This window comes from Micromonospora sp. WMMD730 (genome assembly GCF_049178955.1).
Taxonomy (GTDB): domain Bacteria; phylum Actinomycetota; class Actinomycetes; order Mycobacteriales; family Micromonosporaceae; genus Micromonospora; species Micromonospora wenchangensis.
Genome location: NZ_JBMHML010000002.1, coordinates 3,814,536 through 3,830,082, shown reverse-complemented (window position 1 = coordinate 3,830,082; position 15,547 = coordinate 3,814,536). Strand labels below are relative to the sequence as shown.

Sequence of the window (15,547 nt, the reverse complement as noted above, 5' to 3'; positions counted from 1 at the left end):
ATGCCGGTCAGCGAAGTGCACCACGTGGCCATGACCGTCTCGGACGTCGACCGTGCCGCGGACTTCTACGAACGCGCCCTCGGCTACCGCCGGACGCTGCGTACCGACGTCGGCGGGCCGGGGATCGAGGTGTCGCTGGGGTTGCCCGCCGGCACCACCGGCCGGGTCCAGTACCTCCAGGGCCCCAGCCGGGTCGGCCAGCTCGAACTCATCGAGTGGAACGGGGTGAAGACCCGCACCGCCACCGCCGGTCACCTGGAGCTGGGCACCTTCCTGCTCAGCTTCGAGGTGCCCCTGGACGAGCTGGACGACCTGCACCGGCGGCTGACCGAGCTGGGCGCGCAGTGCCTGAGCGCGCCGAACCGGGTGCTGCTGGACAACTACGGGTACATCACCGCGTTCGCCGCCCGCGATCTCGACGGCAACCTGCTGGAGTTCGTGTCGCTGCCGTCCCGGGAGGAGATCCTGGCCCGGCGGCGGGGGAGCGGCGACTGATGGGCGGCAGCAACTTCACCGAGACCCTGCGCCGCCAGGCGTTGCGCCGCGCCGACGCCGAAGCCCTGGTCGACGGGGCCGCCCGCTGGACGTACGGCGAGTTGGACGCCGACGTGGACCGGCACGCCGCCGCCCTGCGCGACGCCGGCATCGCCGACGGCGACCTGGTCGGGGTGCTCGGGCGCAACACCGCCACCTACGTCATGGAGCTGCTGGCGCTGAGCCGGCTCGGCGCGGTCTCGGTGCCGCTGAACTGGCGGCTGCACGCCAACGAGCAGGCGTACGTCATCGACCAGGCCGGCGTCACCGGGCTGCTCTACGACGACGACTTCGCCGCCGACGTCGCCCGGCTGGCGGCCACGACCGGGCTGCGCACGCTGGTCGCCAACGGCGACACGGTCGTCGGTGACGCGCGGCGGCTGGCCGACCTGCTGGCCGGTCAGCCACCCGGCGTCCGGGTCGCCGACGCCGACAGGGGCCCCGCCGACGTGCACCGGCTGCTCTACACCTCGGGCACCACGGCGCGCCCCAAGGGGGCGGTGCACACCTGCGGGAACCTCACCGCGAACCACTTCGCGCAGGTCCTCGAACTGGAGTTGACCGCCGCCGACCGGATCCTCGTCTCCGCGCCGTTGTTCCACGTCAGCGGGCTGGAGGCGCCGGGCCTGGCGACGTTCGTCGCCGGGGCGACGATGGTGCTCACCCCGACGTTCAAGCCGACCGACATCGCCCGGATCGCCGCGCAGGAGCGGATCACCGGCATGGTGCTGGCCGCCCAGATCCTGTTCGGGCTGCTCGACCTGGACGACCCGCCGGACCTCGCCGCGTTGCGCTACCTGCTGTTCGCCGGGGTCGCGCCGAACGTGCGGCAGGAGGTGAAACGCCGGCTGCCGCACGTTCGCCTGATCGACACGTTCGGCATGACCGAGCTGTGCAACGGGGTCTGCTACCTCGACGCCGCCCACGAGCAGAGCAAGCTCGGTGCGCTCGGCGCGCCGTTCCCCGGGGTGCAGATCCGCATCGTCGACGAGCACTTCCGGCCGGTCGGCCCGGACGTCGAGGGGGAGATCATCGTCCGGGGGGAGAAGGTGTCGCCCGGCTACTGGAACGACGACGAGGCCAACCGGCGCAGCCGGCGCGACGGCTGGTTCCGCACCGGCGACGTGGGGCGGATCGACGCCGACGGCTACCTGTGGTTCGTCGACCGCCGGGCCGACCTGATCAAGTCCGGTGGGGAGAACATCGCCAGCGCCGAGATCGAACGGGTCCTCGCCCAGCATCCCGACGTCGCCGAGGTCGCCGTGATCGGCGTACCGGACCCGCGGTGGGACGAGGTGCCCAAGGCGTTCGTGATCCTCCGCGACGGCGCGACCGGCACCGCCGAGGAGCTGCGCGCGCACTGCCTAGCCGAACTGGCCCGCTACAAGGTCCCCCGGTACGTGCAGCTGGTGACGTCGTTGCCGCGCAACGACTCCGGCAAGGTGCTGAAGAAGGCGCTGCGCGAGGCGGCGGAGTGAGCACCGCGAACCTCGCCGCGATGCTGGCCGGCAACGCCCGCCGGTTCGCCGACGCCGACGCGCTCGTCTTCGCCGACCGCCGGTGGACCCACCGGCAGCTCGACGAGGACGTCAACGCGCTGGCCGCCGGGCTGGTCGCCGAGGGGATACGCCGGGACGCCCGGGTGGCGGTCGTCGCGGACAACGTCCCCGAGTTCCTGCTGCTCTGCCTGGCGCTGGCGAAACTCGGCGCGGTCGTCGTCCCGCTGAACTACCGGCTCACCGCGGGGGAGCTGGCCCGGCTGCTGGCGCACGCCCAGGTCGAGGCGGTCGCCACCGTGCCGGAGTTCGCCCCGCTCACCACCGCCGCCCTCGCCGACCTGCCGGCCGTACGCCGCTTCGCGCTGGAGCCGGTCGACGACGGCTGGACCGACGTGCGGGCGCTCGTCGCGGCGCACCGGGGCGCGCGGGTCGCCGACGTCGACCTGGACGACGCGGCCCTGCAACGGATCGTCTACACCTCCGGCACCACCAGCCTGCCCAAGGGGGTGCTGCTCACCCACGGCAACGTGAACCGGAACATGCACGCCCAGATCGTCGAGCTGGGCCTGCGGCCGACCGACCGGATCCTCAACGCCGCGCCGCTCTACCACGTCGGCGGCACCGACCTGCCGGGCTTCGGCATCTGGCACGTCGGCGGCACCATGGTGCTGCACCGCCGGTTCGTGCCGGCGGCCGTGCTGCGGGCGATCGAGACGGAACGGATCACCGGCATGGTGGTGGCGGCGACCATGCTGGACCTGGTGCGCCGCGAGCCCACCGCCGCCGGCACCGACCTGTCGTCGGTCCGCTGGCTGATCTTCTCGCAGGTCACCTCGGCGCTGTTCGGGGTGGCCCGGGGGCTGTTCCCGAACGCCCGGCTGATCGAGGGGTACGGCCTCACCGAGACGTGCAGCGGGCTGACCTACCTCGACGCCGCCCACCAGGAGTCCAAGCAGGGGTCGGTGGGGCTGCCGGTGCCGTGGGTCCAGGTCCGGGTGGTCGACCCGGACGGTGCGGACGTGCCGGTCGGCGCGCACGGTGAGGTGGTCGCGCGGGGCCCGAAGGTGAGCCCCGGCTACCTCGACGATCCGGTGGCGACCGCCGCCGCGTTCCGGGACGGCTGGTTCCACACCGGCGACATCGGCTGCTTCGACGCCGACGGCTACCTCTACATCCGCGACCGGCTCAAGGACATGATCCGCAGCGGTGGGGAGAACATGTCCAGCGCCGAGATCGAGAACGTGCTGGCCGACCATCCGCTGGTACTGGCCGCGTCGGTGGTGGCCGCCCCGCACCCGACGTGGCAGGAGGTGCCGGCCGCGTTCGTGGTGGCCCGGCCGGGGTTGACGCCCGAGGCGCTGATCGCGCACGCCCGGCAGCGGCTCGGCCGGTTCAAGGTGCCCAAGGAGGTCTACCTGGTGCCCGAGTTCCCCACCAACCCGTCCGGCAAGGTGCTCAAACGGACCCTGCGGGAGCTGCGCTCGACCCTGCGCCCGGACTGGACGTACGACGACGCCCGGCGCGACTGAGCCGGCCGCCGGGCCCGGGCGGGCCGCCCCGGCGTCACCTGTCGGTGGCGGCGTGGCGAAGCAGGGCGAGGGTGTGCACCAGGGCGAACCGTCGGGTGCCCCGGCCCAGCTCGTCCCACGGCTTCTTCCAGGTCATCCGCCGGGCGACGTCCCATGCGGTGTCGCCGTCGCGTGCCAGCCCCCGGACCGTCTCGACCTCGTCGCGGTGGAACGCGGCGAGCGCCTGCGCGCGGGTGGCGACGTTCCGGTAGGGGAACTGGTGGGCGGGGCAGGCGATGGCGGCCCCGAGGTCGCCGATGCGGGCCAGCGTGCCGAACAGGTCGGCGGCCGGGTCGTCGTCGGGGCGGCTGACGATGGCGAGCTGGGTGGGCCCCTCGGCCATCATCGTGTCACCGGTGAAGACCAGCCCCCGGGCGTCGACGTAGACGGTGTGGCCGTAGGTGTGCCCGGGGGCGGGCAGGGCGCGGACGGTCACGTCGCCGAAGCGGAACTCGGTGTCGTGCTCCACGGCCATGTCGAGCCGCAGGTCCTCCTGGTGCACGGCGACGGCGACCGCGTCGGCGTACATGGCGGTGACGACGTCGGGCGGGGCGCCGGTCAGGTCGAGTGCGGTGCGTACCTGCTGGAGGAAGGTGCCGCGCCGGCGGTGCATGGTGGCGAAGTCGTCGGGCGCGCCCATCACCACCCGCGCGCCGGAGGCGGCGCGTACCCGGTCGGCGAAGCCGACGTGGTCGGGGTGGTTGTGGGTGAGCAGGACCGCCGCGATGGTGTCGACCCGCTGCCCGATGGACGCCACCGACCGTTGGAACGACGTCCAGCAGCTCGGGTGGTCGTAGCCGGCGTCGACGAGGACCGGGCCGTCGCCGGTGGTGATCAGGAAGACGGTGATGGACCGCAGGGCGCTGCCGTGCAGGGGGACCGGGATCGCCCAGACACCGTCGACGACCTGGGTGGGGACCGGCACCTGGCGGGCCCGCCAGCTGGCGGCGTGGGCGTCGCTCACGGGTATGGACATCGTCGGGAGGCTCCCTTACTGTGGGACACCAACATACCGGATGGTCGGAATCTAGCTCAAGGAGTCCGATGAGCCAGGAGCGGACCGGGTTCCGGCTGTGGGCAGCCGCGGAACCGGAGCTGTGCGCGATCGTGACCGCCGACGACCGGCGGATCTCCTACGGTGACCTGTTCGCCGAGGTTAACCGGATCTCGCACGGGCTGCGTACGCACGCGGGCCTGCGGCCCGGCGACACCGTCGCGGCGGTGATGACCAACAGCCCCGGCCTGGTCGCGCTCTATCTCGCGGCCATGCAGTCCGGGCTCTACCTGGTCACCCTGAACTACCACCTGACCGCCCCCGAGGTCGGCTACATCCTCGCCGACAGCGAGGCCCGGGTGGTGGTCGGCTCCGCCCGGGTCGAGGACGTCGTGCTCGACGCCGCCGCGGCGGTGCCCGGCATCCAGGTCTTCGTCGACGGCACCCCCCGCACCGACCGGGCCCGACCGCTCACGGCGCTCACCGCCGACATGCCCGCCACCAGCCCGGCGGACACCCCGGCCGGCTCGCTGATGATGTACACCTCCGGCACCACCGGCCGGCCCAAGGGGGTCAAGCGCCCGCTCAGCGGCGTCGACGCCGACACCGGCGCGCTGACCTACGTCTGGCTGTTCCGCGAGTTCGGGATGGAGCGGGAGGCGTTCGCGTCCTGGCTGGTGTCGGCCCCGATGTACCACTCGGCCAACATCACCCCGGCGATGGGCGCTCTGCACGCCGGCGGCACGATGGTGCTGATGGACGGCTGGACGCCGGAGGGCTTCCTGCACCGGGTCCAGGAGCGCCGGGTCACCGGCACCAGCATGGTGCCGACCCACTTCTACCGGCTGCTGCAACTGCCCGAGGCGGTCCGCGACCGCTACGACCTCTCCTCGCTGCGCTACGTGCTGCACGGCGCGGCACCCTGCCCGCGCGAGGTCAAGCAGCGCATCCTCGACTGGTTCGGCCCGGTGGTCTACGAGTACTACGGCTCGACCGAGGTCGGCACCACCGTCGCCCGCCCCCACGAGTGGCTGGCCCACCCGGGCACGGTCGGTCGGCCGGCCTCCATCTCCACCCTGCGCATCCTCGACGAGCTGGGCAACGAGGTGCCCGTCGGGCAGACCGGCATCGTCTACATGCGCCAGGGCGACGACCGGGTCGAGTACCACAACGACCCCGGCAAGACCGACGGCGCGCGCCGCGACGGCCTGATGACCGTCTGGGACGTCGGCCACGTCGACGCCGACGGCTTCCTCTACATCACCGGCCGCGCGGCCGAGCTGATCCTGGTCGGCGGGGTCAATGTCTACCCGGCCGAGATCGAGGCGGCGCTGATCGGCCACGACTGGGTCGCCGACGTCGGCGTCGTCGGGGTGCCCGACCCGGAGTTCGGCGAGGTGCCCCAGGCGCACGTCGTGCTCACCGACACCGCGCCCGACCCGGACACGGCCGTCGCGCAGCTACGCCGCTACCTCACCGAGCGGCTGGCCAAACCGAAGCGCCCGCAGTCCTACGTCGTGCGCGACGCGTTGCCCCGCGACCCGAACGGCAAGCTCTACAAGGCCCGGCTCGTGCCCGCCGAGGAGGCCAGCGCATGACCGGCGACACCGACGACCCACAGGGGGGTGGGCATGGACTTCGCTGACAGCGACACCGACCTGGCGTTCCGGCACGAGGTCGGCAGGTGGCTCGACGGGGCGCTGGCCGACGTGCCCGACCAGGAGGAGCTGACCCAGGACGAGCGGGAGCACTGGTCCCGCGTGTGGCAGGACCGGCTCTGCGCCGGCAACTGGGCCGGGCTGTCCTGGCCGACGGCGCACGGCGGCCGGGGGATGGACGCGCTGGCCCAGGCCGTCTTCAACGAGGAGGCGGCGGTACGCGGCGCCCCGTACCCGCTCAACGGGGTGGGCATGATGCTGGCCGGGCCGACGATCATCGCGCACGGCACCGACGCCCAGCAGGCCCGGCACCTGCCCGGCATCCTGCGCGGCGACGAGTACTGGTGCCAGGGGTTCAGCGAGCCCGGCTCCGGCTCCGACCTGGCGAGCCTGACCACGGCGGCGACCCGGGTCGACGGGGGCTGGCGGATCAACGGGGCCAAGATCTGGACGTCCAACGCGCACAACGCGTCGAAGTGCCTGCTGCTGGCGCGTACCGACGCCGCCGCGCCGAAGCACGAGGGGATCACCTACTTCCTCGCCCCGATGGACGGGTTCACCGTCCGGTCGCTGGTGATGATCAACGGGGACACCGAGTTCAACGAGATGTTCCTCGACGACGTGTTCGTCGCCGACGACGACGTGCTCGGCGGGGTCGGCAACGGCTGGACCGTCGCGCTCACCACGCTCGCGTTCGAGCGCGGCAGCATGGCGCTGAACCTGTGGGTCTGGGCCCGGCAGGCGGTCGACCGGCTGATCGACGTCGCCGTCGAGCGGGGCGTCGCCGACGACAGCGCGTTCGTCGACGCGGTGGGCGCGTTGCAGTGCGACGCCGAGGCGGTCCGGATCGGCTCGATGCGGATGCTCGGCGAGAGCCGGGCCGGCGGGGTGCCGGGGCCGGAGACCTCGGCGCTCAAGAGCCTGTGGGCCCGGGTCGTGCAGAACGCCAACCGGCTCGCCGTGCAGCTCGACGAGGCCGGCGGGGTGCTGGTCGACGGCGACGGCGCCGCCGCCCGGATGCGCCGCTACCTGCGGGCCCGCGCCCACACCATCGAGGGCGGCACGGAGGAAGTCCAGAAGTCGATTCTCGCGGAGCGGGTCCTGCGCCTGCCCCGCTCCCGCTGAGCGAGGTGGTCCGGTGCGTGCGACATTCACCCAGGAACAGCAGGACATCGGCCGTACCGTGGGCGCGCTCGCCGACGCCGACCGGGGCGCGGCCCGCGCGGCGTGGTCGGGCGGGTGGCGGGCCCCGGCGGGGGACGGGCCGCTGCTGCGCGACTTCGGGCTGCTCGGGGTGCCCGAGTCGGCCGGTGGCATCGGGTCGGGCCTGATCGACCTGCTGGTCGCCGTCGAGGCGCTCGGCGGGCGGTTGCTGCCCAGCCGGTTCCCGACGCACGCGGCGGCCGTGCAGCTGCTCTGCGGCGACGGGCAGCACGGGCCGCTGCCCGAGGAGGTGCTCGACGGCCGCCGGGTACTCACCGCTGCGGTCGACGTGCCGGGCGGCTCAGGCTGGGTCGACGCGGCGTCGGTGGACCCGCTGGTGCGCACCCTGGTGCCGTACGCGGCGCAGGCTGACGGCGTGGTCGCGCTCGGCCCGGCGGGGGTCTGGTTCGCCGACCCGGTCCGGATCACCGCGCGGCAGTCGCTGGACCCGTCGGTGCCGCTGGCGGACGTGACGGTGGCCGCGCCCGAGCGGCCCCGCCCGGCCGGCACCGGGCCGCTGCGGGCGGCGCTGGTGGTGGCGGCCGAGTTGTGCGGGGTGGCGCAGGGGGCGATCGACCTGGCCGCCGAGCAGGCCCGCACCCGTCGGCAGTTCGGTCGGGTGATCGGGTCGTTCCAGGGTGTCGCGTTCCCACTGGCCGAGGCGGCCACCGCGCGCAAGGCGGCCTGGGACCTGACCCTGTACGCGGCGTGGGCGGTCGACACCGGACGCCCGGACGCCGCGGTCCAGGTGCACGCGGCCAAGGCGGCGGCCGGGCAGGCGGCGGTGTTCGCCGCGGAGCGGTGCATCCAGGTGCACGGCGGGATGGGCATCACCATGGAGGCGGACCCGCACCTGTTCCTGCGCCGCGCGTTCGTGCTCGACGCCCGCTGCGGGCGGGGGTCGTGGCACCGGCGGCGGGCCGGGGAGTTGCGCATCCGGGCACGTCGGGCCGTGCGCGGCTGACCTGCGGAAGTCTTGCCGGGCACCAGCCCGGAGCAGTAACATACCGGCTGGTCGGAATAAATGAGGAGAAGGCCGTGAAGTTCGGAATCATGAACCTGTTCCCGGTGGCCGACGGCGCATCGGACCATCAGGTGCTCCGAGAAACCCTCGAGGAGATCCAGCTGGCCGACGAGCTGGGCTTCGACTCGGTCTGGCTCGCCGAGCACCACTTCTCCAAGTACGGCATCCTCGGCAGCCCACTGAACTTCGGCATGGCCGTCGCCGAGCGGACCCGCCGGATCACCATCGGCACCGCCGTCCTGGTCCTCCCGCTGCACCACCCGCTGCGCCTGGCCGAGGACATCGCCGCCCTCGACGTGCTCAGCGGCGGCCGGGTCTCCATCGGCGTCGGCCGGGGCTACCAGCCCGCCGAGTTCACCGGCTTCGGCGTACCGCTGGCGGAGTCCAAGCAGCGCTACCAGGAGACCCTGGAGATCCTGCGGCTCGCGCTGTCGCAGGAGAACTTCTCCTACCACGGCGAGATCTTCCACTACGACAACGTCACCACCTACCCGAGGCCGTTCACCCCGGGCGGGCCGCCCATCCTGCAGGGCACGGTCTCCCCGGAGAGCTTCCGGGAACGCGGCGCGGTCGGCGAGTCGATCATCACCTCACCGAACTTCACGCCGTTGGGCATCATGCAGAAGAACTTCGACCTCTACCGGCAGAGCATGCGGGACAACGGCTTCGACCTGTCCACCTACGACCTGCCGTTCATGCAGCAGGTCTGGTGCGGCGACGGCGACGAGGGCCTGCGTACGGCGGCGACGGCGGCGATGAACTACTACAAGTCCGTCGGCAAGGTCATCCCCGGCTCGGAGGACGCCATCGCCCAGGAGCGCGCCTACTACGCGGCGGTCGCCAAGAACATCGAGCTGCTCACCCTGGAGCAGACGCTGACCCACGGCGGGAACTTCGGCTCGGCCGAGCGCGTCATCGAGACCATCGAGATGCTGCGCGACCAGCTCGGCATCAACCACTACATCGGCTGGCTGCGGATCCCGTCGCTGGACCGCGCCGCCGCGCTGCGCTCCATGGAGGAGTTCGCCGACAAGGTCATCCCGCACTTCCGGGCCCAGGACCGCGCCGCCGAGCGGGTGCCCACCGCTGAGGCGGTCCTCGGGTGAAGATCAGCTGCTTCCTGAGTGCCCAGTTCGACCCGTCGGCGTCCGCCGCCGAGGGCATCGACGGCGTGCTGGCCCAGGCGGCCGCCGCCGAGGCGGCCGGCTTCCACGCCGTCTACCTCGGCCACCACTACCTGGCCCGATCGGCGTTCGTCCAACCCGTCCCGCTCGCCGGCTACCTCGCCCACGCCACCTCCCGGGTCCGGATCGGGTTCGGCGTGCTGCTCGCCCCGCTGCTGAACCCGGTCGCCCTCGCCGAGGACCTGGCCTCCCTCGACGTGCTGTGCGGCGGCCGGCTGACCGTCGGCATCGGCGCCGGCTACCGCAAACGCGAGACCGCCGCGTTCGGCGTCGCCTGGGAGGACCGGCTGCGCCGGCTGCGGGAGTACGTGCCGATCCTGCGCGCCCTGTGGAACGGCGAGACGATCGACGCCGCCGGCAGCTGGGGCGAGGTCCCCGGCGCGTCCCTGGCGCTGCGCCCGGCCCAGCCCGGCGGCCCGCCGCTGTGGATCGGCGCGTTCGCCGAACCCGCCGTCCGCCGCGCCGCCCGCCTCGACGCCCCGTGGCTGATCGGCCCCAAGGGCAACGACGCCGAACTGGCCCGGCTGCTCGGGATCTACCGGGCCGACCTGGCCGAGCGCGGCTTCCCCCTGGACCGGGAGTACCCGATGAGCCGTGAGGCGTACCTCGGCGACAGCTATCCGGCGGCCGTCGCGGCCGTCCGCCCGCACCTGCAGCGCCAGTACGCCGGCTACCGGTCCTGGGACGACGCGCAGTCCCTCGACCTCGACCGGTACCTGGCCGAGGACTGCCTGGTCGGCTCGGCCGACGAGATCGTGGCCAAGCTGCGCCGCTGGGAGACCGAGCTGGGCATCACCGAGGTCTCGCTGCGCCACCAGTTCGTCGGCGCGAGCCAGGACGAGGCGATGGAACAGCTCGCCCGCTTCGGTGCGGAGGTCATCCCCAGGGTCGCCACGCCCGTCGTCCCGAGGATCGCCGCGACCGCGCCCGGGGTGACCCGGTGAGCGGCGACAACCTGGTCGGAGTCCTGGAGCGCCGGTGCGCCGACCGGGGCGACCTGCCCGGTCTGTACGCCGAGGACGGCCGCTGGTGGACCTTCGATCAGATCGACCTGCTCGCCGGGGGCGTCGCCGCCGCGCTGCGCGCCGAGGGCGTCGGCCCCGGCGACCGGGTCGCCTGCTACCTGACCAACGGCCCCGAGATCGTCTTCCTGCTCTTCGGGGCCTGGAAGATCGGCGCGGTGCCGGTCACCGTCAGCAGCCTCTACAACGCCGCCGAGCTGGCCGAGTCGGTGGCCAAGACCGCGCCCCGGCTGCTGCTGGTCGACGACCGCCGGCCCGACGTGGTCGCCGCCCTCCTCGCCGCCCGGTCCGACCCCGACGGGAACGGTGCCGCCGTCCCGGTCCGGTCCGTCACGACGTCGCTGACCGGCGTGCCCGAGCTGCCGTGGCGGCGGGAGGCGCGGGTCACCGGCGTCGAGGTGGGGCCGCAGGCCGAGGCGTGCATCCTGTTCACCGGCGGCACCACCGGGCGACCCAAGGCCGTCAGCGTCACCCACGGCGGAACGCGGGAGTCGCTGATGCGCCTCGCCCGGGTCACCACCGGCACCGAGGCCGAGGGCAGCGCCACCCGCGACGCCCGCCCCAACCTGATCGCGCTGCCGCTGTTCCACAGTGGCGGCCAGCACGCGCTGCTGTTCGCGTACTTCGTGGGCCGCCCGGCGGTGGTCTGGGAACGGTTCGGGGTCGACCGGCTCGCCGACCTGATGCCCCGGTTCGGGTTCGACAACCTGTTCCTGCTGCCCACCATGGTCTTCGACATCGTGCACGCCGAACGGGAGCTGCCGTTCGACGGGGTCAGGTCGGTGCTGGTGGCCGGGCAGGCGATCTCCTGGCCGGTGCGGCGCGCCTTCGAGGAGCGCTACCGGGTGCCCATCCTGGTCAACTACGGCTCGACCGAGGCCGGGCACATCGCCGGCTGGACCGGCCGGGACATGAAGGCCGGCCGGTGGAAGCCCGGCTCGGCCGGCCGGGTCTACCCGGGCGTCGAGCTGGAGATCCGCGACGACGCCGGGGCCGCGCTGCCGACCGGCGCCCAGGGCGAGGTGGTGGTCCGCTCCGCGCTGACCCGGGGGTACGTCGACGACGCCGCCGCCTCGGCCGAGCTGGTCCGCGACGGCTGGGTGCACACCGGCGACATGGGCTACGTCGACCCCGACGGGGTGCTCTTCCTGGTCGGCCGCAAGCGGGACATGATCAAATGCGGTGGTTTCCAGGTCTGGCCCGAGGAGATCGAGGACGAACTGCGCGGGCACCCGCTCGTGCAGGACGTCCGGGTGCTCGGCCGGCCCGACGACCGGCTGGGCGAGATCCCGGTGGCGCTCGTGGTCCGGGCCGCCGACGACACGGTCGACGACACCGACCTTTCCGCCCGGCTCGTCGCGTACGCCCGGGAGCGGCTGGCCCACTTCAAGACCCCCCGGCGGATCGAGTTCGTGCCCGCGCTGGAACGCAGCGCCACCGGCAAGATCAGCCGCGCAGCGGCTCCGTCGCAGGGAGGCGAAAGTCGATGAGGTTCGGCATCATGGCGTCGCACCAGTACCCGCCCGGCGACGACCTCCGCAGGCACCTCGACGACCTGTTCGGCACCGTCGAACTCGCCGCCGAACTGGGCTACGACTCGGTCTGGACGATCAACCACTTCCAGTCCAACCTGGCCACCCCGCAGCCCATCTCGATGCTGGCGAGCCTCATCCCGCGCTCCGGGGACATGCTGCTCGGCACCGGCATCCTGCTGCTGCCGATGTTCCACCCGGTGCACGTCGCCGAGGAGTTCGCCACCCTGGACCACCTCTCCGGCGGGCGGGTGGTCCTCGGCGTCGGTGCGGGCTACCGGGAGAACGAGTTCGCCGCCTTCGGCGTCGACCCGGAGACCCGGTTCCGTCGGTTCGACGAGAGCCTGCGGCTGATCCGGGCGCTGTGGACCGGTGCACCCGTCACCCACGACGGGGAGTTCTACCCGCAGGTCGACGCCACCATCGGCATCCCGCCGCTGACCCCGGGCGGGCCACCGATCTGGATCGGCGCGGGCGGCAAGAAGGCGGTACGTCGGGCCGCCCGGCTCGGCGACGCCTGGTACGCGCCGGGCAACTCCCCGAGCCGCCGGTTCCTGCCCGAACACCTGGCGGTCTACAACGAGGCGCTGGCCGAGTACGGGCGGGACCCGGCGACGGTGCAGCGGCCCGTCGGCGTGGAGCTGTACTGCGCGCCGAGCACCGAGCAGGCCGTCGCGGAGGCGCTACCGCACGCCCGGGTCGAGTACTCCACGTACGCCGAGTACCCGGCGCTGCGCTGGCAGCGGGACCGGTTCGACGAGCTGGTCCGCAACACGCTGCTGCTGGGCTCGCCCGAGTTCCTCGTCGAGCGGATCTCCGCCCTGCGGGACCTGGGGTTCGACCATCTCATCTTCCGGCCCGGCTGGCTGGGCATGCCGACCGAGAAGCTGCGCGCCTCGCTGCGGCTGTTCGCCACCGAAGTGATCCCCGCCTTCCGTACCACCACCTGACCTAAGGAATCCGCCGTGAAGAAGACCGAAGCCGAACTGCTGGAGAACCAGTGGGACGTCGAGAACATGGAGGTCGACCCCGAGGTCCTCGCGAAGTACGTCAGGTACGACGTGGACGAGGAACGGGCCGTCGCCACCATCACCTTCGACCGTCCCGAGCGACTCAACGCCATCCCGGTGGCCGCCTTCGAACGGGTCGGTGACCTGGTGAAGGAGGCGGAGACCGACGACCGGGTCAAGGTCATCGTGTTCACGGGGGAGGGGGAGCACTTCGGCACCGGTGCCGACGCCGCCGAACTCGGTCACTACATCGGCTACAAGAACGGCACCGACAAGGCGTCCCGGCGTCGCCCGGCGCAGCGGCAGCGCATCCTGCCCGACCGCAACGTGCTCAGCTCCGGCTTCACCCGGCCGATCATCGAGTCGCTGAAGGCGACCATCTGCCAGGTGCAGGGCTACTGCTACGGCGGGCACTTCCAGATCGCGCTGTCGGCCGACATCGTCATCGCCTCCCCGGACGCCCGGTTCACCCACCCGGCGTTCCGCTACCTGGGGCCCGCCCCGCAGGACATGTACCACTGGATCGAGAAGGTCGGCCTGACCACGATGAAGGACGTCATGCTCACCATGCGGGCGATCGGCGCGGAGGAGGGCGAACGCAAGGGCCTGGTCACCAAGGTCGTCCCGCGTGACGAACTCCAGCGGTGGGTCGACGACTACGCCGACGCGATCGCGGTGATGCCGCTGGATTCGCTGATGATGGGCAAGTCGATGATGCAGGTGGTGATGGAGGCGCGCGGCAAGGGCCTCGGGGCGATGACCGGCTGGGTCGGGCACGGCTGGGCCACCAACGTCAGCTTCGCCGACGGCGACTGGAACTTCCTCAAGGAACGCCGGGAGAAGGGCATCGCGCAGGCGCTCGCCGACCGGGACCGGCTCGTCGCCCCGTACTTCCGGCTCAGCGACAGCCGGTCGCGGGAAGAGTAGGCGACGGCGTGAAGTTCGGCATCCTGCTCGACCACCAGTACGCCCCCGGCGACGACCTGGGCCGGCGCATCGGGGAGACCGTCGAGTACGTCCAGCACGTCCGGGACCTGGGCTACGACTCGGTCTTCGGCATCCACCACTATCTGTCGTCGCTGCGCACCCCGCAGCCGCTGCCGCTGCTGAGCCGGCTCGTCGACCACTCCGGGACGATGCAGCTCGGCACCGGCATCCTCATCCTGCCGCTGGGCCACCCGGTGCACTGGGCCGAGGAGATCGCCACCATCGACCAGATGTCCGGCGGCCGGTTCGTCCTCGGCATCGGCTCGGGCTACCGCGACGTCGAGTTCGCCGCGTTCGGCATCGAACGGCGCACCCGGGTGTCCCGGATGAACGAGGCGCTCGCCGTGATGCAGCAGCTGTGGACCGGGGAGCCGGTGCACCACGAGGGCAAACACTTCACCCTGGACGGGGTGCGGTGCAGCGTGCTGCCGGTGCAGCGTCCGCATCCGCCGGTCTGGGTGGGCGCCAACGGTCCGACCGGCATCGCCCGGATCGCCCGGCAGGGGTTGCCCTGGCTGGCACCGTCCAACGTGCGCCGCAACTGGGCCGTGGGCAACCTGGCCGACTACCGTGAGCAGCGGCGGGCCGCCGGGTTCGACGAGCGGGACGCGGTCTTCCCGATCCACCGGGACCTGTGCGTGGCCGACTCCGCCGAGGCCGCGTTCGCCGTCGCCGGTGAACAGGTGAAACGCTCCTACGGCGAGTACGTCCAGTACGGCATGGACTTCTTCGAGTCGCAGTGGGACGCGATCAGGGAGAAGGCGCTGTTCTTCGGCTCGCCCGACGACATCACCGCCAAGATCCAGGATTTCGCCGATGCCGGCTACAACCACTTCGTCTTCCGCGCCCAGTGGCTCGGCCTGCCGATCGAACGGTCGATGGAGATCGTGGAGCGGTTCGCCCGCGAGGTGATGCCGAGGTTCCGGCCATGAGGATCGGTCACGTGATCGTCCCCGCCGACGACCTGGACGCCCAGCTCGCCTTCTACACCGCGCTCGGGTTGACGGTGCGTTTCCGCGACGGCGACCGGTACGCCGCAGTCACCGACGGCACGGTGACCCTCGGCCTGGCCGACGCCACCCAGCAGCCCGTCGCCGGCCGCACCGTGCTCAGCATCCAGGTCGACGACCTCGACGCCTGCCTCGCCCACCTGGCCGCCGCCGGCGTCACCGTCTCGGCCCCGACCACCGGCCCGCACGAACGTCGGGCCCTGGTCACCGACCCCACCGGCAACCCCCTGACCCTCTACCAACCCCACCCCTGACCCACCCCCGCCCCACCCGTCCCCTCCCACCCCCTCACCTCACCCGTCCCGCCCCGTTCCACCCGGCC

Annotated in this window: 14 protein-coding genes; 13 read left to right on the top strand and 1 reads right to left on the bottom strand. The window is 72.6% G+C overall.

Annotation, left to right across the window (positions count from 1 at the left end):
* Genes ACN265_RS16685 through ACN265_RS16675 form a run of 3 tightly spaced genes read left to right on the top strand, consistent with a single transcriptional unit; the run spans window position 1 to window position 3,562 of the window.
* On the top strand, window positions 1-495 hold the full coding sequence (locus ACN265_RS16685) for a VOC family protein (RefSeq protein WP_067309619.1): 495 nt from the start codon (window positions 1-3) through the stop codon (window positions 493-495).
* Window positions 495-2,012 (top strand): class I adenylate-forming enzyme family protein, encoded by a 1,518-nt coding sequence (locus ACN265_RS16680; RefSeq protein WP_421408472.1) that lies wholly within the window; start codon window positions 495-497, stop codon window positions 2,010-2,012. Before ACN265_RS16685 ends, ACN265_RS16680 begins: the two co-directional genes overlap by 1 nt.
* Complete coding sequence (locus ACN265_RS16675) at window positions 2,009-3,562, top strand: class I adenylate-forming enzyme family protein (RefSeq protein ID WP_421408471.1); 1,554 nt, start codon at window positions 2,009-2,011, stop codon at window positions 3,560-3,562. The genes ACN265_RS16680 and ACN265_RS16675 overlap by 4 nt, the downstream gene beginning before the upstream one ends.
* Before the next feature lie 34 nt (window positions 3,563-3,596).
* On the opposite strand, the gene ACN265_RS16670 is transcribed toward ACN265_RS16675, so the two are convergent.
* Complete coding sequence (locus ACN265_RS16670) at window positions 3,597-4,577, bottom strand: MBL fold metallo-hydrolase (RefSeq protein ID WP_421408470.1); 981 nt, start codon at window positions 4,575-4,577, stop codon at window positions 3,597-3,599.
* A 68-nt stretch (window positions 4,578-4,645) separates the two neighbouring features.
* Here ACN265_RS16670 and ACN265_RS16665 point away from each other — a divergent pair, with 68 nt between their 5' ends.
* From ACN265_RS16665 to ACN265_RS16620, 10 genes are all read left to right on the top strand, one after another.
* Complete coding sequence (locus ACN265_RS16665) at window positions 4,646-6,193, top strand: AMP-binding protein (protein WP_421408469.1); 1,548 nt, start codon at window positions 4,646-4,648, stop codon at window positions 6,191-6,193.
* Between the two features lie 33 nt (window positions 6,194-6,226).
* On the top strand, window positions 6,227-7,378 hold the full coding sequence (locus ACN265_RS16660) for an acyl-CoA dehydrogenase family protein (protein ID WP_420116062.1): 1,152 nt from the start codon (window positions 6,227-6,229) through the stop codon (window positions 7,376-7,378).
* A 13-nt stretch (window positions 7,379-7,391) separates the two neighbouring features.
* On the top strand, window positions 7,392-8,420 hold the full coding sequence (locus ACN265_RS16655) for an acyl-CoA dehydrogenase family protein (protein WP_421408468.1): 1,029 nt from the start codon (window positions 7,392-7,394) through the stop codon (window positions 8,418-8,420).
* 74 nt (window positions 8,421-8,494) lie between these two features.
* The gene (locus ACN265_RS16650; protein WP_420116060.1) at window positions 8,495-9,586 is read left to right on the top strand and encodes an LLM class flavin-dependent oxidoreductase; all 1,092 of its coding nucleotides are present in this window, start codon (window positions 8,495-8,497) and stop codon (window positions 9,584-9,586) included.
* Window positions 9,583-10,608, top strand: coding sequence for an LLM class flavin-dependent oxidoreductase (locus tag ACN265_RS16645; protein WP_421408467.1), 1,026 nt, complete (start codon window positions 9,583-9,585; stop codon window positions 10,606-10,608). Before ACN265_RS16650 ends, ACN265_RS16645 begins: the two co-directional genes overlap by 4 nt.
* A complete protein-coding gene (locus ACN265_RS16640) occupies window positions 10,605-12,176 on the top strand; it encodes a class I adenylate-forming enzyme family protein (protein ID WP_420116058.1) in 1,572 nt (523 codons plus the stop codon). Before ACN265_RS16645 ends, ACN265_RS16640 begins: the two co-directional genes overlap by 4 nt.
* Window positions 12,173-13,168: an LLM class flavin-dependent oxidoreductase gene (locus ACN265_RS16635; RefSeq protein WP_357927061.1), complete on the top strand. Its 996-nt coding sequence runs from the start codon at window positions 12,173-12,175 to the stop codon at window positions 13,166-13,168. The genes ACN265_RS16640 and ACN265_RS16635 overlap by 4 nt, the downstream gene beginning before the upstream one ends.
* Before the next feature lie 15 nt (window positions 13,169-13,183).
* On the top strand, window positions 13,184-14,155 hold the full coding sequence (locus tag ACN265_RS16630; protein WP_421408466.1) for an enoyl-CoA hydratase/isomerase family protein: 972 nt from the start codon (window positions 13,184-13,186) through the stop codon (window positions 14,153-14,155).
* A gap of 8 nt (window positions 14,156-14,163) precedes the next feature.
* Window positions 14,164-15,147: an LLM class flavin-dependent oxidoreductase gene (locus tag ACN265_RS16625; protein ID WP_420116057.1), complete on the top strand. Its 984-nt coding sequence runs from the start codon at window positions 14,164-14,166 to the stop codon at window positions 15,145-15,147.
* Window positions 15,144-15,479 (top strand): VOC family protein, encoded by a 336-nt coding sequence (locus ACN265_RS16620; RefSeq protein ID WP_204926533.1) that lies wholly within the window; start codon window positions 15,144-15,146, stop codon window positions 15,477-15,479. Before ACN265_RS16625 ends, ACN265_RS16620 begins: the two co-directional genes overlap by 4 nt.
* Window positions 15,480-15,547: the final 68 nt, after the last annotated feature.